The 19,954-nt window shown below is 58.3% G+C and carries 23 protein-coding genes; 21 read left to right on the top strand and 2 right to left on the bottom strand.

What is annotated here, in order from left to right:
- Window positions 1–11: 11 nt before the first annotated feature.
- From HTZ84_RS09535 to HTZ84_RS09445, 19 genes are all read left to right on the top strand, one after another.
- Complete coding sequence (locus HTZ84_RS09535; protein WP_174680458.1) at window positions 12–2,168, top strand: hypothetical protein; 2,157 nt, start codon at window positions 12–14, stop codon at window positions 2,166–2,168.
- Window positions 2,165–2,476 (top strand): hypothetical protein, encoded by a 312-nt coding sequence (locus HTZ84_RS09530; RefSeq protein ID WP_174680457.1) that lies wholly within the window; start codon window positions 2,165–2,167, stop codon window positions 2,474–2,476. The genes HTZ84_RS09535 and HTZ84_RS09530 overlap by 4 nt, the downstream gene beginning before the upstream one ends.
- A 19-nt stretch (window positions 2,477–2,495) precedes the next feature.
- Window positions 2,496–2,675, top strand: a complete 180-nt coding sequence (locus HTZ84_RS09525; RefSeq protein WP_174680456.1) for a hypothetical protein — start codon at window positions 2,496–2,498, stop codon at window positions 2,673–2,675.
- The gene (locus tag HTZ84_RS09520) at window positions 2,672–3,181 is read left to right on the top strand and encodes a hypothetical protein (RefSeq protein ID WP_174680455.1); all 510 of its coding nucleotides are present in this window, start codon (window positions 2,672–2,674) and stop codon (window positions 3,179–3,181) included. The genes HTZ84_RS09525 and HTZ84_RS09520 overlap by 4 nt, the downstream gene beginning before the upstream one ends.
- A gap of 271 nt (window positions 3,182–3,452) precedes the next feature.
- Window positions 3,453–4,508, top strand: coding sequence for a hypothetical protein (locus HTZ84_RS09515; RefSeq protein WP_174680454.1), 1,056 nt, complete (start codon window positions 3,453–3,455; stop codon window positions 4,506–4,508).
- A 47-nt stretch (window positions 4,509–4,555) separates the two neighbouring features.
- On the top strand, window positions 4,556–5,008 hold the full coding sequence (locus HTZ84_RS09510) for a hypothetical protein (RefSeq protein ID WP_174680453.1): 453 nt from the start codon (window positions 4,556–4,558) through the stop codon (window positions 5,006–5,008).
- A gap of 41 nt (window positions 5,009–5,049) precedes the next feature.
- Window positions 5,050–5,553 (top strand): hypothetical protein, encoded by a 504-nt coding sequence (locus HTZ84_RS09505; RefSeq protein ID WP_174680452.1) that lies wholly within the window; start codon window positions 5,050–5,052, stop codon window positions 5,551–5,553.
- A gap of 223 nt (window positions 5,554–5,776) precedes the next feature.
- Window positions 5,777–7,735, top strand: a complete 1,959-nt coding sequence (locus tag HTZ84_RS09500; RefSeq protein WP_174680451.1) for a hypothetical protein — start codon at window positions 5,777–5,779, stop codon at window positions 7,733–7,735.
- Window positions 7,732–8,157: a hypothetical protein gene (locus HTZ84_RS09495; RefSeq protein ID WP_174680450.1), complete on the top strand. Its 426-nt coding sequence runs from the start codon at window positions 7,732–7,734 to the stop codon at window positions 8,155–8,157. Before HTZ84_RS09500 ends, HTZ84_RS09495 begins: the two co-directional genes overlap by 4 nt.
- The gene (locus tag HTZ84_RS09490; RefSeq protein WP_174680449.1) at window positions 8,157–9,506 is read left to right on the top strand and encodes a hypothetical protein; all 1,350 of its coding nucleotides are present in this window, start codon (window positions 8,157–8,159) and stop codon (window positions 9,504–9,506) included. The genes HTZ84_RS09495 and HTZ84_RS09490 overlap by 1 nt, the downstream gene beginning before the upstream one ends.
- A 3-nt stretch (window positions 9,507–9,509) precedes the next feature.
- Window positions 9,510–10,100, top strand: a complete 591-nt coding sequence (locus tag HTZ84_RS09485) for a hypothetical protein (protein WP_174680448.1) — start codon at window positions 9,510–9,512, stop codon at window positions 10,098–10,100.
- A gap of 214 nt (window positions 10,101–10,314) precedes the next feature.
- Window positions 10,315–10,635 carry a hypothetical protein gene (locus HTZ84_RS09480; RefSeq protein ID WP_174680447.1) on the top strand — a complete coding sequence of 107 codons (321 nt, stop codon included), beginning with the start codon at window positions 10,315–10,317 and terminating at the stop codon, window positions 10,633–10,635.
- A complete protein-coding gene (locus HTZ84_RS09475) occupies window positions 10,635–11,864 on the top strand; it encodes a baseplate J/gp47 family protein (protein WP_174680446.1) in 1,230 nt (409 codons plus the stop codon). The genes HTZ84_RS09480 and HTZ84_RS09475 overlap by 1 nt, the downstream gene beginning before the upstream one ends.
- A 3-nt stretch (window positions 11,865–11,867) precedes the next feature.
- Entirely contained in the window at window positions 11,868–12,524 is a 657-nt protein-coding gene (locus HTZ84_RS09470) for a hypothetical protein (RefSeq protein WP_174680445.1), read from the top strand.
- Window positions 12,525–14,117, top strand: a complete 1,593-nt coding sequence (locus tag HTZ84_RS09465) for a hypothetical protein (RefSeq protein ID WP_174680444.1) — start codon at window positions 12,525–12,527, stop codon at window positions 14,115–14,117.
- A gap of 3 nt (window positions 14,118–14,120) precedes the next feature.
- Window positions 14,121–15,203, top strand: a complete 1,083-nt coding sequence (locus HTZ84_RS09460; RefSeq protein WP_174680443.1) for a hypothetical protein — start codon at window positions 14,121–14,123, stop codon at window positions 15,201–15,203.
- The gene (locus HTZ84_RS09455) at window positions 15,203–15,547 is read left to right on the top strand and encodes a hypothetical protein (RefSeq protein WP_174680442.1); all 345 of its coding nucleotides are present in this window, start codon (window positions 15,203–15,205) and stop codon (window positions 15,545–15,547) included. The genes HTZ84_RS09460 and HTZ84_RS09455 overlap by 1 nt, the downstream gene beginning before the upstream one ends.
- Window positions 15,548–15,567: 20 nt before the next feature.
- Complete coding sequence (locus HTZ84_RS09450) at window positions 15,568–16,062, top strand: hypothetical protein (RefSeq protein WP_174680441.1); 495 nt, start codon at window positions 15,568–15,570, stop codon at window positions 16,060–16,062.
- Window positions 16,063–16,370: 308 nt separating this feature from the next.
- Window positions 16,371–17,243 (top strand): hypothetical protein, encoded by an 873-nt coding sequence (locus HTZ84_RS09445; RefSeq protein WP_174680440.1) that lies wholly within the window; start codon window positions 16,371–16,373, stop codon window positions 17,241–17,243.
- A gap of 4 nt (window positions 17,244–17,247) precedes the next feature.
- On the opposite strand, the gene HTZ84_RS09440 is transcribed toward HTZ84_RS09445, so the two are convergent.
- A complete protein-coding gene (locus tag HTZ84_RS09440; RefSeq protein WP_174680439.1) occupies window positions 17,248–17,400 on the bottom strand; it encodes a hypothetical protein in 153 nt (50 codons plus the stop codon).
- Window positions 17,401–17,465: 65 nt separating this feature from the next.
- Window positions 17,466–18,491, bottom strand: coding sequence for a tyrosine-type recombinase/integrase (locus HTZ84_RS09435; RefSeq protein ID WP_174680438.1), 1,026 nt, complete (start codon window positions 18,489–18,491; stop codon window positions 17,466–17,468).
- Window positions 18,492–18,941: 450 nt separating this feature from the next.
- Between HTZ84_RS09435 and HTZ84_RS09430 the strand changes: the two genes are divergently transcribed.
- A complete protein-coding gene (locus HTZ84_RS09430) occupies window positions 18,942–19,253 on the top strand; it encodes a hypothetical protein (RefSeq protein WP_174680437.1) in 312 nt (103 codons plus the stop codon).
- A gap of 118 nt (window positions 19,254–19,371) precedes the next feature.
- On the top strand, window positions 19,372–19,953 hold the full coding sequence (locus tag HTZ84_RS09425; RefSeq protein WP_174680436.1) for a hypothetical protein: 582 nt from the start codon (window positions 19,372–19,374) through the stop codon (window positions 19,951–19,953).
- The last annotated feature ends 1 nt before the right edge of the window (window position 19,954 follow it).

The raw sequence follows: 19,954 nt of genomic DNA, 5'->3' as shown, positions 1-19,954 counted from the left end.
TCCTTCCGTAAATGGGCAAGATCCGCGTTAGAGTGGGCGTTGACGATAACGGCGTCCCCAAAGATATCCGTAAAGCGATAAACCGCGGATCTCGGAAAGCCGCGAAGAAGCTCGCCAAGCGCCTCAGGGAAGAGGCCCAAGAAGAGATAATCCGCAAGGACGCTTCTGACAGCTACGGTATCTGGGAAGGAGACCTCGTCGGGGGCTTCAAGACGAAGTCCGACGGGGACACCGCTCGCGTCTGGAACGATGACGAGGCAGCAGGGCCGATGGAAACGGGGGTCGCCCCCGGAGCCTTCGGCGCTCGCGGCCCGCCCATCGACAACCTGCTTCCGTGGGTACGCGATCACTTCACGCCGGACACGGAGTTCGATCCGTGGGAGATCGGCGGCGGTGAGAACTTCGTACTCCCCGGAGACTACGACGGCTACGACAAGCACCACGGGGCCACGAGCGGCACTGGGAAGCGTTTTGCCACCCCCGAGGGTGATAGGACGCAAGCCAGTGCCGACGCGATTTCGGGTGAATCTGGTGGCTCTGGTGGGATCACACGCCGGTCGCCCGATGATATCAAACCCGGCGAGTCCTTCTTCGCTCGGAGTAACCGAGCTTGGGACTACGCCGAGTTCGAGAAGTTCGATGAATACGACGAATACTTCATCGACGTTTACGGGCGGCGGTACCACCCGGACGACTTCGGGGGCTTCGCTCCCGACGACCTTGATCCCGACGACCCCGATCTCTCCAACCTCAAGAAAGGAGACACCGTTGAGTGGGTCTTCGGCGACGACACCTACACGGGCGTCGTTTCCGATCCCCTCCACGGCGACGATCACATTGAGGTCGATTACGACGACGATCTGCACTTCATCGAGCGGGAACTCGTCGTTGACTGGGAGCCGAAGCCGCTCCCCAACTTCGTTGAGGATTCGTGGTTCAAGATCAACGAGGACGACCCGTTCGATATTCGCCGGACGTTCTACGGCCAGCGAGTGGCCGTCTGGGACGTTAACCACGGCGAGTACCGGGAAGCCACCGTTGACGACTTCAAGTACGACCGCGTCCACGTCACGTTCACCGGCCTCAATGGAGGCTCGGGGTGGATCTACGCTAACCAGCGACGGAACAACCGGCTCGTCGCCGGGGAACGCTGGAAGAACCTGTCTCGAGGCGAGCAGATGCAGTCCATTGAGGACTACTGGGACAACCGGATCACCCAGCGGGCGAACCTCACCCAAGCCCGGTTGGACTGGGCGAAGGATTACTACTTCAACGAGATGTTCCCCCGGTCGAAAGACCTGACGCTCGAGAAGGATACGCTCTTGATGCTCGGTTCGATCAAGGCCGTACAGAACCCCATCGAGCGAAACGCCAGTGGGCGGGCGGTCGCCTTCCGGTTAGGGTCGATTGAGCCGAAAGACTACGGCCAGTGGGACTTGGCGATTCTCGAGGAAAGCGATCTCAAGCAGGTCAAATCCGAGATCACCAAGACGCTCAAGCCCTACAAGGACACCCTCTCACACGAGTTCGCCCACGCGGTCCTCCACTCTCGGCAGTACGAGATGGGACCACGGGCCTACTCGGCGGGGACGGAGACCGCGTTCGGTCGGAAGGCTGCGGAGTACATCGTGATCGAGGACTACGACTTCGGTAGAAGTGGTCTTCAACAGGAAGCATCCGCGAAGGTTCCCCACGCGGCGCAGATGGTCTTCGGTGACGCTTCATCGGGAAGTCGTGGCGCTCCCATCGGGTTCACCCGGTGGAACGAATACACCTACGACGAGATTCACGGCGGCGCTGGTAACTTCCCCGGCTGGGAGACCAGTTCGGCGGGAACGACTGACCGGCTCGTGGAGGCCGTCAACCGGGCGTGGTGGAAGCAGACGGTCTGGGCGCAAGAAGAGTACCGGAGTTCGGGGAGCCGGATTCCCGAGAACCACCTTCGGTTCATGGAACGGGCCTACTCGGTGAAGTACGGCCACGAAACGATTTCGACTATCACCCAGTTGTTGATGACCGACGACCCGACGCACTCGAGCTACAAGTTCGAGGCCCGGCTTCGATCCCTCGATCAGCACTACCCGTGGTTGCTCGAGGAGTGGCTCGAACACTGGGAGCCGATTCCCGAAGCGGCTAACATCTTACGCGGACTTGGGTACAACGTATGACATGGACTCTCCGCCTGTACGACGCTGATGGCGACGAGATCGGGTGGGCAACGTGTGACCCGCTCGATTACTGGGTGGACGAGTCTCACCCCGATGCGGTCTTCATCGACGCCATGATCGACATGGAGGCGACGGAGGTATCGGAAAGCGCCCCGACGCGGTGGGTCGCCGAAGACGGGGCGGTCTACCCGACGATGGATACGGTCATCGAACCGAACGAGACCCCACACGAAGATCGGCTCGAGCAGGCCGGGGTGTCCTGTGTCCGCGAGGGCTGGGCCGACCGATACGAACTGAACGACGAATAACCCCCCTTCTACTCTCCCGATGGCAGACCTCGATCAGTGGCATCCAACTTACGTCTATCTCGCGTTCTGGTTACAGGACAAGATCAAGCGGGAAGGGCTTGAGGGGATTGGCTACATGGAACACGCCCAGCGGTGGGCAGAACGCAACGCCGACGACGAGACGGCGGACTCTATCTCTTCGGAGCTACGACGACTGTGAACGAACAAGAAGTCATACAGCAGTTTTTGTCCGACCTGAACGCTGCGCTTCCTGCCGATGTGGGGGCGCGGACTGACGGTGGGGACGAAAACAGCAAGCCCCCTTACGTGATCGTCCGCTGGCGGTCTTCCCGTCTTCAGGACGAAAACGGCGCGAACCCGTTTGCTGATTTCATCCGTGACTCCGACGGCACTGCCACCGGACGAGAGTTCCATCAGTACAACGAGTTCGTTGCCGACTGCGTTGTCCGAAGCTACGAGGAAAGTGAACGCGATTCGCTCCTCGGCGCGATAGACGACGCCTTCCTGCCGTATGAATACGATTCCGACCTCTTCCACGCCGACACCGCCGAGTGGCGAGTCGGTGGGGCCGAACCCCGGTCGAACCCGGTGGTCGAGCCGGACTGGTACGAGGGCGGGAAGGTCATCCGCTTCAAGTATCTCAAGCGGGTGACGCGGGACGCGGATTCGCTGGGTACGGCCCAGCAAAACATCGACGCGGAGTAAGGCCCCTTCTCGGGACGCTTCGCCCCCCTAACAGATTTCTCTCTACTCTAACATGGTTCAGATTGGCAATTCTACCCTACCCGGAGTCTCTACTTCGGTTGAATCGGCTACCAGTGCAGGTATCAACGTTGGCGCTTCCGCCCAGATCAGTCTGGTCGGACAGGCCGACCTCACCAGCGGCACCGCATCGGCGAACACGGTCCACTCGGTTCGGACGCCGGTAAAGGCCCGCGAACTCTTCGGTGCTGGCTCTCCCCTTGCGGAGAACATCGTGGACGCGCTCACCGAGGGCGCGTATCCCGTCTACGCCGTCGCCGCCGAGGGCGCGGAGGTCATTGACGAGGACGTGTCGGCCCAGACCGGCACCCTCGCCAGCACCCCCGTCTCGGAGGACGCCGACGAGGTGACCTTCGAGATCGACGGCGAGGCTCAGGAGACCGTTCGTGTCTTCACCGACCCCGCCGACGCCGATCTCGACGCTGGGCAGACCGCGTACAACCCCGTTACCGGGGACTACGCACACGACGCTGTCCCGACCAGCGGGAACGCGACGTACTCCCACTACGACTACGCCTCGGCGGTTGCGACCATCGAGGCCGACCGCGCCGAGGTTGTGGACTTCATCGGTATCCTGACGGAGACCGACGCGGTCGTTCAGGCGGCCCATGACGCGGCCCTGCGGATGGCGGCCAACTACAACTTCGCCGTCGCGGTCGCAGGTGCGGCCTCCCACATCACGGACAAGGGCGGGTTCACCAACTCCTACGATTCCAGCCGCATCCAGTTGCTCTACCCGAGCCGGAACGCGGCTGGCGAGTCGATTGTTGGCTCCTACCTCGGCCTCCGTGCCGCGCTGGGCATCAACAACAGCCCGATGTTCAAGCGCCTCCAGACGCAGAACCGCCTCTCGGAGACGCTGGCGAAGTCCGAGCAGGAATCGCTCATCGTCAAGAAGGTCGTCCCGGTGGCGAACGACAGCCGGGGCGCTCGCATTGTTGAAGACCTGACCTGCGTTGCCGACGACAACACCGAGGAAGACGCCATGCGGCAGGTGCTTCACCGGCTCATCATCGACTATGTCACCGAGATCACGAACGAGGTCTCGGAGAAGTACATCGGTGAACTGCACACGCAGGCGGCCCGCAACTCTCTCCGCTCGAACATCGTGGCCCGGCTGGGCGGCCTGATGGACATGAACGCCATCACCGCCTACGTCGTCACCGTCGAGCCGGTTGATGCGATGACCGCGTCCGTGGACGTGGGAGTCTCCACCATCAACCCGCTCCGCAACATCAACGCGACGGTCACCGCTGGGGCTGTCGCGTAAGGCCCCTTCTGCGACTCTCGCTCGCTGATTAATTTCTCTCTCTTAACATGGTTTCTCGCAAAGAAAGCGCCGCTGACATTGTTGTGTCGGTCGGTGAGGACTTCCCTGAAGTCGTTGTTGAATCGCTGTCCGTCACGAAGAACGTCGATATCGAGACTATCTACGGGTCCGGTCAGACCCTCCCCGATGGCTACGCCATCAATCAGGTCTCGTATGAAGGCTCTATGTCCTGCAAGGGCAACCGGCAGGACTTGGACACCGCCTTCTTCGATGATAACGGTATCCCGCAGGTTCTCGGCTCCATCACCATCACCCACCTCGACGGCGGGGAGACGGCCTTCTACGATATCCTCGTCACGAGCGAGGGCTACGAGGTCAACTCCGGTGAAACGGTCGAGACCTCCTACGAGTTCATCGCCATGAGCAAGTCGATTGGCGGGGACAAGGACGCCGATCCTTCGGACGCGACCGAAGACGGCGACGCTGAAGCCGCCGAGTAGCACCGCCCCAGAACACCCCTTACAATTTCACCTAATTACCTATGAGCGAATCTGACAAGCCTACTTCCAAGTTATTCGATATGTGCGTTCGCGGCGACCGATACCGCGAGGACTACGACTTCGAGATGTTCGGCGAGGACGTTACTGCTGTTCTTCGCCCGATGAAGGACGAGGAGTTCCTGCCGATTGCGGCGTTCCTGAAGGCCCACCTCAACATGGACGAGGAAGACGCTATCGACGCCGTTGAGGAGGCTAAGGAGGCCGCCGAAGAGGCAGGCGAGGACTCCATCGACATTTCCCAGATGGACGGGGCCTTCGTTGCGACGATGCAGAAGGCCGCGATCAACGCCCTCGTCGGCTCCTACGACGGCGACGGCGAGTTCATCGAACACGACCGCGACGAGGCCGAGCAGATGGTCTCCATGATGGTCGGTGGCTACTCGGTCGAACTCGGCGGGAAGGCGCTCGAAATTGCGGGTGATGTGCGAGACGCGACCAAGTTTCGTGGAAGCCGGGGCGGCCAGCGGCGTGCTGGCTCTCAGTAGCGAGGCCGGAATCCCCCTCGCTCCGACACAGGCCGATCTGACTCCCTTCCAGCGGATGGTTCTCTTGAAAGAAATAGAGCGTCAGCACGAGGAAGCGAATAGTCCGGACGGCGCTGGGCAGGTTGACACCGGCCCGGTGAATCAGATGAAGGCTCCACGCGGCGGCGGTCGCGGCGAAACGGTAGTCTACACAAACGAACACAAAGACGACTGACAGTTCTAAATGGCAAGTTCAGACCCGGTAGAGGTTGCTGTCGAGATAATCGACCAGTTCAGTGACGACCTCAAGAAACTCGAAAAGCAACTCGACCGAATCGACGGCAAGAAACTGTCGGTCACACTCGACATTGACGACGGTGGCGATATCGAGGAGGTCAAGGCTCAACTCGAAGCCCTCGAGAAGAAGATCAAGACGACCCTCGATATCAACGTCAAAGGACACAAAAAGGCCTTCGCGCTGAAGGCTGGGCTGTCCAAGGACACACAATCCGTACACCGGATTCTCACGAAGAACGAGAACGTCCCCGGCGTCGGGGGCGGCGGTGGCGGGGGCAGTGCATTAGACGCGCTGAAACCGACGCCTCATAACGGGCGACTCGACGTTACTCGCACGGTCAACGAGATCGTTGACCAGCAGTTAAAGCGGCTCTCCCTCGACGGCAACCCCGCGTGGCACACGGACTTCACGATGGGGCGGGAAGGCCACCTCTTCGGCGAGGACGGTCGGCCCATCGAACTCTCGAACCCCGAGACCGACTTCATGCGGCGCATCAAGAAGGGTACTGACGTAGCGACTGGGCGCGGCCCGGACGTTCCGAACGGTCCGATGCCCGACCGACCCGGACTGACCCGAAGCGAACTCGACAAGCAGATCCGCTGGTCGGCTCGCCGGAACATGGTCGGCAACCTCGGTCGGAACGTCGGGAAGGGCGTCCGTGGCTCTCTCCGAACGACCCGGAAGGGGGCTTCCTTCTTCAGTGGCGCAATGCGTAACCGAGCGAGTTCCATCCCCGACATGGACCTGATCGGGGGCTTCGGTCGGAAGTTGGCCGCGATGCGCCCGACGATGCACAAGTGGATGAACCTCGTGGCTCTCCTCATCCCGATGCTGATTACCCTTGCTGGGGCAGTTATCGGGGTTGCAGCGGCGTTCGGTGGCCTCGCGGTCGCCGGAGGCGCTGTCCTCGGACTCGGTCTCCTCGGCTACGGTACCAGCATCGAGGAGTCGATGAAGAACGCGGGTATCCGAATTAAGGAGCTGAAGGAGGAACTCTTCGGGGTATTCCAGCCCGTTGCACAGTCCTTCCAGCCGATTACTGAAGACTTCCTCGACGCTGTCCCGCACGCTATCAAGCCGATTGCGGATGCGATGGAAGGCCTTGATGCCTTCGAGGGGATGTTCACCCGCGCCCTCTACGGAGGCGCGAACTGGGTGGCTGACCTGATTACGGCTATCATAGACCTTCAGGAACCCATCGAGCGCATTACGATGCTCGTGGGCGGCGCTCTCGGTGACGCGCTCCTAAACGTCTTCAAGTGGGGCGTGAAGGAAGTTGACGAGAACTGGACGGCGTTCGCCGATCTCGCAGGTATCTTCGTTGACCTCATCGTTGTCCTCTACAACGTCTCGAAGGCGGCCTCGTTCGTCATCACGATCTTCAGGCCTCTCTTCGACCTCTTCGCTTGGTTCAGTGATTTCCTGAACAACGACTTCATCTTGGGACTGCTCCGGTTGATTGCCACATACTACCTGCTCAGGACCGCCATTATCGGCGCTGGGCGGGCGTGGGTGTGGTTCACCGGACTCAGTTTCACCAAGTGGGCTGTTTATCTCGGGAAGGTCATCTGGGCCTCCATCGGCCACATCTACTCGTGGATCACAGCGGTAAACGGCGCGAAGATGGCGTGGAGGGCCTTCCTCGCCTCGACGGGCCTTGGACTGGTTCTCGTGGCGGGCGGGTTCCTCGCTGAAGGCGCGATGAAGGCAGTCAGCAATGTCGGGAAGACCGGCCCGGCTCCCTCTGTCGGCGGCAGCGACACCTACGCGATGGGTGGCGGCGGAGGCGGAACACAAATCAACATCTACGGAAACGTCGGCAACTCCGAGTACCAGAAGCTCAAGGACGAGTTCCCGTCGCTCTACCGTGAACAGACGACGATTGAAGAGGAAACCGAGAAATGAGCGCGTTAGACAAGGAGGACTTCTATATCACCTCTTCTGGTCTCACGTTCGCTCCTACCTACGTTCCCACACGTATCTCGATCTCGAAGTCGCGTAACCTGAACCGGGAAGACAACTTCTGTGGCACAGAGGACGTGTCTGACCTCGGCTCGAAGAACCGCGAGGTTCACGTCTCGGGCGTTCTCCGTGAGTCGGAGATCCCGTCGTTCGGCAACCTGCTGAACGCCAACTACCCGTTGACGATCATCTCACCCGGATGGAGCGGCGAGATCCGCGTCATGGACGGGGAGTGCGAAGGCCCTCGGGCGTTCGATCCTCGTAACCGAGAACCGCTCTACAAGTACAGTCTGAACGTTCTCTCGACCGGCAAGAACGAGGGAGACGGTCACGGCGAAGACGATCACGACGACCACGAACACTAATGACCTGTGAACACGGCGGCGCGACAGTCCACTTCTTAGTATCTGGGCTGGAGTTTGATGTTTTCGACCTCTCGACGGAGTCGGAGAAGACCCGTTACAGCCACGCTCGGCTCACCATCCCAGATGAGGGAGGAAAGGAGATCGCCCGCAACGCCAAGGACGCCGAGCCGGTCGAGATCCGCATTTCGGGCACTGTCCAGAATCGGTATCTCTACCCGGAAGAGTCGCTGGAGATTAACCGGGAGAACGCACGGCTCCGGTTGTATGACGCCCGCAAGATCCTCGAGCGCGGTGTCTTGAGCGAACACTTCGGGGAGGTCAACGTCGGGGAGGTGACCGACTACATCTTCGAGAACCGGGACGACCCCTACGACGTGCTGACCGGGATCAAGGCCGTGAACAACGCCCTCCTCGAAGAAGAGAAGCAGGACGCACAGGAGGACATTGTCGAAGCCATCAGCGGTTCCGGCTCCGACGCAGCCCGAAGCGGCTGGAAGGGGGCTATCAATGACGGTCTCGCCATTACGGCGGACTTCCTTGGACGAGCCGGGAAACACGCCGGTATGCCCCATAACACGTACAAGGGGCTGGAGTTCGATGATATCTCTCCGAACTCCGCCCTGAAGATGGTCGAGGACGAGTTCGGTTTCTCCTCGTGGGTGGACAACGACGGCGTTCTCTGGTTAGGTCTCCCCGCGATGAAGCCGAAGAATCGCCACGCCGTAAGCGGTCTTCCGACCGACAAGGCGTACTGTATGAAGGAGTACAACGTCGTCCGACTGAAAAACCACCCAGTCTCGGTTGTGAAGGTGAACGGTGAGACCCACTGGTTCGGCGGGAACACCGACGGGAAAATCTGGAACGGGGGAGATCCATCACAGGAACTCTACCCGATGGCTGAAGCGTGGATCGAGGACGAAGACGGTGAGGTGGCCCCCGGTAAGATCATCACCACCGATGAACCCCTGAAAATCTGGGACTTGGATTCGCTCGAGGATGCGGCCCGGAATATGCTTATCTCGGAGTCGGCGAACCACCGCAACGGGAATATCATCTTCAATGGGATGGCCTCGGAGCAGAAGAAGAAGTTGGCCCAGATGAGCGTGGGCGATATCATCATGGTCGCGGACTACATCGAGGACCACTGTAACAACGCCGCTAACGGCGGCTCCTATATCGTCACGAGTGTCCAGCACAGTTTCTCGATAACTCGGGGGTGGATCATCACCGTCGAGGTTAGCTCGATCCCGAAGAGCCTCAAGACGATGGCTGTCTACTACAGCCCGACCAGCGACGAGGGCTACAAGAGCCTCAAATCCTACCGCCGCGCTCGACGTGGGGAGGACTGATTTATGGCTAAATTTGGACGTGTCTCCTCTGTATTTATTGGCGAGGCTGGCGGTCGCGTTCTCGTGAACGTGGTCACCGGCCCGAACCGCGAGCCGTTAGAAATGCCGTTCCTGACTTTCCAGAAGGGGGCTTACGCCGTGCCCGAAGAGGGCGATACGGTGCAGGTCTCGGAGGTCAACGGCGAACGGATCGCCCACACGCCGATCTCGGTTCCGGCGTTCGAGTTCCCGACTGATCTCTCACAAGGGGACTTCTGCTTCAAGTTCAACGAGGACACCGAACTACACTTCTCGATGCAGGCAGACGGGACGATGAACGTCGAACTGTCCGCCGATGGGGACGTGTCGATCACGACCACAAACGGCGGGAACGTGAGCGTCGAATCCGATGGAGACACCACGGTTGAGTCCTCCGGGGACGTGACCGTGAACGGGTCTTCCATCACTCTCGGAGCTGATGGCGGAGCAGAGTCCTTAGCGGTTCAGTCCCACACCCACCCAGTTGAGTACAGTTGGGGTTCCGAATCCGGTTCCGCTACAGTCGATTCCGGCGAACCCAACGAAGACGGTACCCAGAAGACCAAAGCAGAGTAGAGAGTCCTATCTGGGGAGCCGGGGTTCCCGCAGGATTGGGGAACCCAGACGAGGTATATTAAAGGGTGTATATTATTAGGAGTAGTGAATCCCGTGTTCAGACTTCCGTTTAGAGCCTGAACGTCTTTCCTCCGCCCTACCTTTGGTAGCCAACCTAATAAATCTCACGTATAGTCTGTACTAAGAATATAAGCGACACGCATTAGCATACTCTATGGATATCGGTCTAAACTCTAACTTTGATATCGAACTCGACCACCGGAACGACCTTCCTGTGGTCCGAGGCCGAGAGGCGTTCGAGCAGCGGCTCAGACTTCGGCTCACGGCGTATTACACAGAACTCATCGGGCAGAACTTGGACGTGAATATCGCGCCACTACTGAAGCTTGAGGCCGAGCAGGTCGCCAACGATATCGAGGAGATCGACTCGCTGGCGAAAATTCTCATCACACCAAACCCGGACACGCCAAACTCACTTGACGTTCGGATCATCTACGCGACCGGCGAGGACTTCTTCACTACTCTATCTGAATAATGACAATTAACGACGAAGGCTCCTTCGACCCGGACACGAAGGCCATTATCCTCGACGCGATGATGGCCGACGCGAAGACCCGGTTCGGGGACGATCTAAACGACTCAGAACTCGCTGTCATCCGGTTATACTATGACCCGATAGCAGAACGTCTCGCGGAAGCACAGATCGACCTCGCGGCGATCCTCGACGCCTCACAGATCGAGAACGCCTCCGGGGCCGCACTCGAACGAGTCGTGGAGCAGGTCGGTATTACTCGGAAGCCCGCGATCAGAGCGACCGGGCAGGCTCGGTTCTCCCGAGAGGAAGCCGCCAGCGTGGACTACACGATCCCAGAGGGGACAGTGATCCAGACGGATAGCTACGACCCCATCGAGTTCGAGACCACAGTTCGAGCGACACTTCCTGCCGGGGAGACGACCGTTGACGTGAACATCAGGGCCGTCGGGGGCGGCTCGAGGCCGAATCTCGGGGCGAATACGATCACCCGGATGAAGACCCCGGTAACGGGTCTCCATGAAGTCACGAATCCGGTTGAGACGACGGGCGGCAAGAACGAAGAGACCGATCCCGAACTCCGCGAGCGGGCCAAGACCGAATTGGGTGTAGGGAGCCGGGCATCGGCCCCCGCGCTTGTAAGGGGCCTTCAGCGGGTCGAGGGCGTCAAGTCTGTCTCCATTTTCATCAACGACGATGCAGAGCCGGACCTCGACGGTCGTGACCCAAACTCCTTCGAGTTGGTCGTGGAGGGTGGCGAGCCGCAGGATATCGCTGACCAGATCATGGAACTCAAGGCCGCTGGTGACGGCACCGTAGGCGGCGTTGCCGGAACGCTCCGAACGGGCGACGGGTCACTCCCGAACGGGCAGACCCACCCGGTGGCGTGGAGCGAGCCGACCGAGGTTCAGGTCTATGTGGATATGACGATCACGACCACAGAGGACTACGAAGGCGACACCGCCGTTCGTGACTCCATCGTCAAGTATATCGGCGGTATGCGCTCTTCGGGCACTCTTACTCCGGGTAAGCTCAAGGGCGGCGACGATGTGCTGTATGGCGAAGTTGAGTTCTCTATCCGGCAGATCCCCGGTGTGTACGACGTGACCGACCTCAAGGTGGGTCTGTCGGCGAACCCGACTGAGTCCTCGAACGTGGAGATCAGCGGGCAGGAAGTCGCCACCGCAAACGCGACCGACGACTCACTGACGATCACCCGGAACCCCCTCTAAACCATGAGTGACGGACACGAACACGACAACGAAACCATCGAGGAACTGGTAACGGCCCTTCCGGCTTTCATGCCGAGGGACGAGGAATCCGGTAACTACGATCTCCTCTGGGCTGCCGCCGAGGCCATCAACCGGCTCGACGAAGATATCGAGACCGTCGAGAAGGCGATGACGCTTCAGGAGGCGGAGGACGCCGCTTCCATCGACCGGATAGCCGACGTGGTTGGCGCTTCCCGCCGAGATGGGGAGAGCCTCGAAAAGTACCGTGCGCGGGTTCTGATGGAGTTCCAGTCGCTCACAGCGGAAGGGACGGTGGGTGATATCTTCACCTTACTCGCTTCCGTTCTGCGGTGCGAGGTTGACGAACTCTGGTATCAGGACTGGAGACTTCTTTACGATGAACCCTCGAGCGTTGCGTTCCTCGTTCCCTATCAACGGGTTGTTGACTCCGTTCTCAGCGCCGCCGACGTTCGGGATATCGCGGACAAACTGAATCCCGCTGGGAAGCAGGTCAAACTTCAGTACAACGGTTCGTTCCGGCCTGTATCCGTCGAGGAATACGAGAACGAGGACCACAACCCTAATCGGGGCTTCGGAACGCTCGATGAAAACGGCGACCCCGCTCCCTCCGGCGGGACTTTCGGAGGACTGATTCAATAAATGGCATACGAGACACTTCTCAAAGACTGGGGAAACTCTGGTGTTGAGTGGAAGGACGGTTGGGCCTTCTCGAAGGACGAGCCGCTTCCTGCCGAGTGGGGGAACTTCCTCATGGATAACCTCATCACCGACGTACAGCACCTCATTGACCTAACGAACGCCATCGACCCCAACAACGACGGACAGGTCGATGACGCCTACACCCTCCGGGGGAAGACCCCTGACGAGCTTGGTGGCTTCAAGTACGTTCAGACGGAGACCCCCAACGATGCAGGAAGAGGGGCTTCGTGGTATAAGGACTCGAACGGCCTGATGCTCGTCCACGACGGGACGCAGTTCGGTGCCCAACCCGAGGTAGGCTACGACGAGACCGACACCCTCGACACCGACGGGTTCTCGGTCACCCACGAGACCCCGACCCGGACGAAGTTGGTTGATGGCTCCATCCTGCTCATCAACGAGCAGGTCGTGGCGGACTTCGAGAACGGGAACATCGACCCCGAGCATGGGGCGTGGTCGTGGACAGCCGGTACGGGCCACCTGTCGGTGCAGTCCTCGCAGGTCATCTCCGGCACACAGTCGCTCGAGATGGAGTCCGCTGGAACTGACGCGATCTCGACGCTGACCCGCGACCTCCCCATCGTTCAGGACTGGGAGTTCGCTATCCAGATCGGGAGCGACACCTCGAACATCAACGACCGCTCTCGATTCAGCGCCTACGACGAGACCGGGAACCGGCTCGCGGCGATCACGTTCAACGACGGGGCCGGAAACGTCGTCCTCACCCACGGGAACGGGGACACCGAGATCAGCGGCGGTTGGGCCGCTGACCGGACGTACTCGTTCGAGTTCGACTGGGACTTCCCGAACAACGAGTTCGATCTCTACATGGACGGTGTCCTTGAGGGGACGTTCGCCACTGAGGCCATCGCGTCGAACTTCAAGGAGTTCGAGATCGAGAACAACACTCTGAACTCGGGAGCGACCCGCAGCGTCTTCGCTGACGACTTCCACTCGGGCGCTCGGGAGTACGGCGAGGCCGTCATCACCTGCCCCGAGCCGGACGAGCGGATTATCAGTTGGGACGTGCTTCGGTTCACCCGGACGCTGGCTGGTGAGTCCGTCGTTGTGGACGTGGAAGACGAGGACGGAACGGTTCTTGTCTCGGATATCTCCTCAAACGATGATCTCTCGGTGGTTGATGCCGCCACGAATCCCCGGATTCGGGTTCGGTTGAGTCGGACGGACACAGCTAACCACCCGTCGTTCGATTCGCTTTACCGGCGCTGGACGATGCGGCCCGGTGACACCGGCAAGAGTCCGGCTGAGTGGGAGGGCGTCTACAACGATCTCCTCGAACGCTCCGGTGACTCCATGATCGGTCCCCTCACTCTTGGTGAAGACCTCTACGCGACCGACGGCGAGACGATTTGGGACGAAACAGCGAGCCACATCCCACAAGAGCGGATTGAGCAGGGTTCCGGCTCGGGCCTCGACTCTGACACACTCGATGGCGACGAGTTAGAGCTTATCGAACGACGGAACCGGAAAAATCGGTTCATCCACGGCCTTCTGATTAACAGGAATAACTAATACATGGCTATTGACTACGGAAGCGGCGAACTTGGCGATGTAACGCTTGATTCAAACACCACAATTACCGCTATTCGAGAGTACGAGAATCTCACTATTAACAGCGGCACGACCGTCACTATTCCCAATGGTGGAGTCCTTCAGGTCGCAGATACGTTCACCCTGAACGGCACCCTGAAAGTCGAATCCCGAGTTGGTTCCGGTGGTAGCGGCGCAAATGCCAATAACAGCAATGCCCCGAACGGAGGCGAAGCCGGTGGAGCAGCCATCGTCATCGCTAAACACATCCAAGGTTCAGGAGCAATCCGAGCGGACGGCGTCAACGGCGCGAACGGGAACAACGCCACCTCGAGCAACGCAAACGCGAGTGCCGGCCTCCCGCCGGATATCCCCGGTAAAACTCCGTCTCTCATTGAAACTGGTTCCCGTGGTGGTAATGGCTCAAACGGGAATACTGGTGGAAGTGGCGGCAACGGGGGAAGTCCCTCTGTCACCGTTATGGAAAAGGACATGGTGAGCATTTGGCTCGACCAGTGGGTTATTCCCGCAATTCATGTCTCGTCCTTCCCGACGGCGAAAATCCTCGCTGGTGGCGGCGGTGGTGCTGGTACTGGTGGTAACTCCAGCAACGGCAACAATCAGTATAGCGGCGGCGGTGGCGGTGGCGGTGCTGGTGGTTCGTGTGCTGGTCGCGGCGGGAGTGGAGGAAACGGCGGCTCTTCGAGTAATAGCAACAACATCTCACAGAACGCCGGGCAGTCCGGTGGTTCTGGTGGTGGTGCTGGTGGTGTCCTTCTCCTCATCACTGAATCCGTCCCCTCGAACATCAACGCAAACGCCATCGGCGGAGACGGCGGAAACGGTGCGAACGCCAACGACAGCAACGATGGTGGCGGTGGCGGCGGCGGCGGCGGCGGTGGTGGTATCGTCTTCGTCTTCACTGACGGCGACGTACCGAGCTACGATACGTCCGGTGGCTCTGCTGGTTCGGGTGGTACCTCGAACAACAGCTCCTACACAGGAAATGCCGGAAACAGCGGTGAAAGTGGTATCTTCAAAAACATTTCCCTCTCGGTGATTAACTGATGAAAGAAAAAGTCCTCGTGATTCCCCCCGGATATGATGGCCCTATCGACCCGGCAGTTGACCGCGTCGAGACTGACCCCCGCGCAAACGGGCCGTCTGTCAAGGAGGTTCACGTTTCGGATGCCGGTGAATCGGTTATTGACCGTCAGGCAATCAGCGGGGAAAGCCACGGCCACATCAGAAAGGCGCTTCGTGCCTATGACGCCGCGAACGACCCGGAAGAAGAGGTCAAGTACCTTCGGACAGTCGTGTTCAGTCTCCTCGAGATCGTGACGGGTAACGACCCCTACGAGGAGATACTGAACAATCCCGACAGAGACGACCCTTCCGGGGACACCCTGTAAGGCCCCTTCTTTCTTCTCTCATGTTCCCACGCTTCCTGCTGGATAGTGACGACGATTGGATTGAGAACACCCGGAGGCGGCTGTATCCCCGACTCCACCCCTTCCTCGAACGGTTCGGGGGGTATGCTGTTGGCGGCGTCGGATTCAACCAGTACGTCGGTACCTTCGATGAAGACGAGGAGGATATCGAAGAGGAACTGGCCGACGCTGGCGCTCGCCGGAACCCCATTGCGTGCCTGAAGAACCTGCCCGATGGGCGGCTCTCTGAAGGGTCGTGGGTGTTCCTGCCGCACGAGGAGCCGTCCGGCTTCATCGAGCCGGGTATGCAGGTTCACATCACGATGTTCGAGCGAGCCGATGGCGAGCCGGGCCGTGAACTGTACGCCCACTACGAAGACGACTGGCGGGTCGCTCCCGGCCCCCACCTACGCGGCGAGAACTTCGACGCTCTCCTCGGCGTCGAGCTTGCGACTGAACTGATTGACGACCACACCTTCCTGATTCGACTCCCATGAACCTCCCTGAAGTCATCGTTATTGGCGACATAGAAATGCTCTTCCTCGGTATGGCCTTCGCGGCTGGTATGCCCCGTATGGCACGCCACGCCCTCGCCCGTCGGTACGGGACCGACGAGAAGTGCGATGACTGCCCAAACCTTGACGACTGCGCAGCTCTTGGTTGTTGCCGAAAAAACGAATAATGACGTGACTGGACTGTCTGTAGCTGACTCCTGTTACACTCTAAGATGAGCATCTTGACTATGATTAAGCCATAACAGAATCACAAGAAATGTTTTAAATATATGGAATTATTTCCTATAGTGATGGCTGAAAATGGGTTTGAGGCGGAGGAATTTCTTAAGAAGAATTACGATCTATTCGCTATAATGGGAGTCTTCGGAGCAGTGGCTATCTACCTAATTCGACTGTCTAATCAGGTTAGTCAAATCCCACAAGAAGCTATCCAGATGGGCGTAGTTGGATCATTTCTCATATTCTTTTTCGTTCTATATTCCATAATAAGAAAACTATTACACAGAAGAGGAAAGGAAACCTTTATGAATTTATTCAAATTTCAAATGGACCGCCATGATACAGAATTTCTTTTTCTATTATCTCCGCTTTCACTCATAGGCTTATCATTTATTTTGATACTTTCATCATACTACACTATAACTAATATACTTCCTCTTGGATTATTTGCGCTGGTGGGCTGGACGGGTTTTGGAATGATCCTCAGGAACTACAACAATTACCCTGAGAACAAATCTGAAAACTTAGAATGGGGAGATGATGTTAGCTATATCGAACATATTCGGATCATAGATACCTCTATAGGTGGCATCAGCCTTCTCCCATCATTTATCATACTATTTATTTCCCTTCATGTCTTCGCATCTATGTTTGGCATGTTACCTATAGAGATGCCAAGATTAACAGTATCATCGTTCTATATGGCGGTGATAGCTGGTTCTATAGTAGGAGCCACTGGCGCAATATTCGTATATTCTCTTTCGTATTTAATTTATTCCGCTATGATAAGGTTCAAGATAGAACCAGAATCAATTCTAATGGTGGCATTTGCGTTGATTGTCTTAGTGGGAATATATCTATTCATGAAAGATCCACTAATCGAAACAATTGCAATTATTATATTCACAGTAGCCGGTGTCAAGCTACTGCATATTGTTGATTGATAATTTAGATACTAACGCCGACCAGATATAGATCGATATCGTTACAGAAATCCTGCATTAGCTCTTCTTCGTACTGACCGAGATCCCCTTTCTTGATGGATTCGACCACGGCCTCCTGAACCAGTACGGCCTGCATCGGAGAAGGCTTGAGTGCCATACTGTTCTTGAGGGGAGGCACCCCCATATACCTTTCAAATATCTTATGGAAGGCCCCTTCTGGGCTTAGAGTTTATCCGCCCACTCCATCTGACGATCTCTCTTTTCCTGCGGTGTTGGGGTATCGTAGTGGAGTCGGAGAACTTCTGCCGTCGCGTCTACCCGGTCACCGATGGTATCGAAGTCGGCTCCCTTGTTCCGCATCCGAGTCACGAACCCGGCTCGAACCGCGTGCGGCGAGACCGAGTTCGGGCACTTCGAGGACTGGTTGTAGGAAGTCCACTCGCACTCGTCTGGGTCTTTCTCTTCCGGGCAGTCCATACCGATGTAGCAGGGTCGGGTCATCCCGTAGATGTTCCGCTGGATAGTGGTCTTCTGGGGTCGCCCCTGCTTCGTTGTGAGGAGCGGCTTCCTGCCGTGTTCGTCCCTTGAGTCGTGGCGGGTGTCGTTGATGTAGTCCTGTAGGAGTTCGCCGGTCTCCTTTGAGACGGGAACCTCGCGCTCTCCCCATCGGTCATTTTTGAGGGGCGTCCCGGTTTCGGGGCGGTGTTTGAACTCGATGACGGGCCGCTTGTACTTCTCAGGGTAGAAGTCCTTGAGATCGAGCGCCCGGATACCGCCGCACCGAGCGCCGGTTTTCCAGAAGAGCGTGAAGAGGACGTGGCCGAACGAGGCGTATTCGTACTTGGCGAGGTACTTCTCTATCTCATGGGCGTGCTGTGGGTCGATCTTGATCTTGTTCGCCTTCTCGGCCTTCCGGGCCGTCGGAACTTTCACCTTCTTCGAGAGGCCGTCTACGACCGCGTCTACGGCTTCCCACTCCTCGACGGCGAGCCGGAAGGTCCGCATCTCGTTCTCGAGGGTGGTGGGGGCGATCTCCGATTGACGGTGTTCCAGATACTTGCCGCACTTCCTGCTGTTTAGGTCGTTGAGGTTGTCGAGTTCGACTTGGTCGCACCACTCGAGAAACCGATTGAGGCGCGTCGTATGCTCGTATTTCGTTGACTGGCTGATCTCAGAGGCACGTCGGCTGATGTAGGTCTGTACCCCTTCTTCGGGCGTCATCGGCTCGAGGCCGTGGATTCCGGTCATGGTGTTTACCACAACCCGCGTAAGGGGGCTTCCGTAGACGACCAGTATCACGGGTTCGTCCGTTGGCTGACCTGCCGGGAGCATTACGCCCGGAGCGTTCAGCGAACGCGGAGGGCGGGTTCAAAATCCCGGCGAGTCCATCCCCCGAACGCCGCCGACCCAATTTGGCAGACGGCGGCGGGACTTTATACGTTCTTACCCGGATTCCAACCCCCTCAAGAGGGGCATTTTCTCAGCCTTGTACACAATGGGGACGCCACCCGTTACGGGTGACCATCCGACCCCGTGGTGCGAATACACCCATATTGTCGGTTCGTGAGTATTAGTAGGTATCGCCGAATGTGACAGTCAGTAGTCGGGTGTCGTGTAGGGGCTGTTGTCGGCCCGTCGAATGCGGCGGGAACCCGCGCTCCCCGAGACAGGTATATACCCCGCTCACCGAGTCGGTATATGGCGTGGCGACTCCGGCTCCTTGATGACGCGGGCGACGTTGTGGGATGGGCGACGATCGACCCACTCGACTACTGGGTTGACGACGCCCATCCGCACGCGGACTTTTTGGGAGCCATGCTCGATCAGCAGGCGGGTGAGATTACAGTGAGCGCCCCTGTGGACTGGGTCACCAGAGACGGCGAGACCTATCCCCGGATGAGTACTGTTATCAGCGAAAACGATACGCCGCCCCGCGAACGGCTCGAAGCAACTGGGTCGACATGTGTCCATGAAGGTTGGGTGGCCGATTACGAACTCGTCGAAGAATAGCCGACATGTCTGGGTCGGCGCTGCGTTCCTGCCGCGTAGGATTTTCTCAATCGCAGGTCACTTCGTCGAGGTAATCATACTACCGGGATTAATGTAGTTTCTCTTGAAACTACCAGATATGACGAATAAACCGTACACCGATGACGGCGAACAGCCTGTCGACCGCGACCTGATGAACGCGCTGGCGACGGACGCGCTCTCGGTGTTTCGGATTGACTTGTTTGTGGTCACCTTGTATGCGTCCATACTGGCACTGGTTTTCCGAGAGGGGTCAGAGACGTTCATCCTGCGAATCGCGGGGTCACTCTACACCAACTTCGGATTCCAGTTCCTGCTCGGTTCGATGCTGGCAGCGGTGCTGTTGTATGTGCAGATTCGGTTAGTTGCCACGAGAGACACCTACCGAAACCGAGGTATAGTGAACGACGAGAAGATGATGACATACTCCCTTGGGGCGACGGCTCTTGGGTCAGTATTGGCGGTTTTCCTCTTGTTAGCAGGCGTTTTAGATGGACTCAGTGGGGGTGGCGTTCCAGCGATTCAAGTTACGGCGTTGTTCTTCCAGTTATGGTTGATTGTTGTATTGTTCGACTTGTTGGCGCTCCCGGTGTTAGTGCGACGGTGGGGGCGACAGGCGCGGGAGTATATGGCGGCGTGGCGAAGTTCGGAGACTGATGAGATTAACATGGAGGACGATTGAG

Source organism: Haloterrigena gelatinilytica (assembly GCF_013342145.1).
Classification (GTDB): Archaea; Halobacteriota; Halobacteria; order Halobacteriales; family Natrialbaceae; genus Haloterrigena; species Haloterrigena gelatinilytica.
This window is presented reverse-complemented; position numbering and strand designations above follow the sequence as displayed.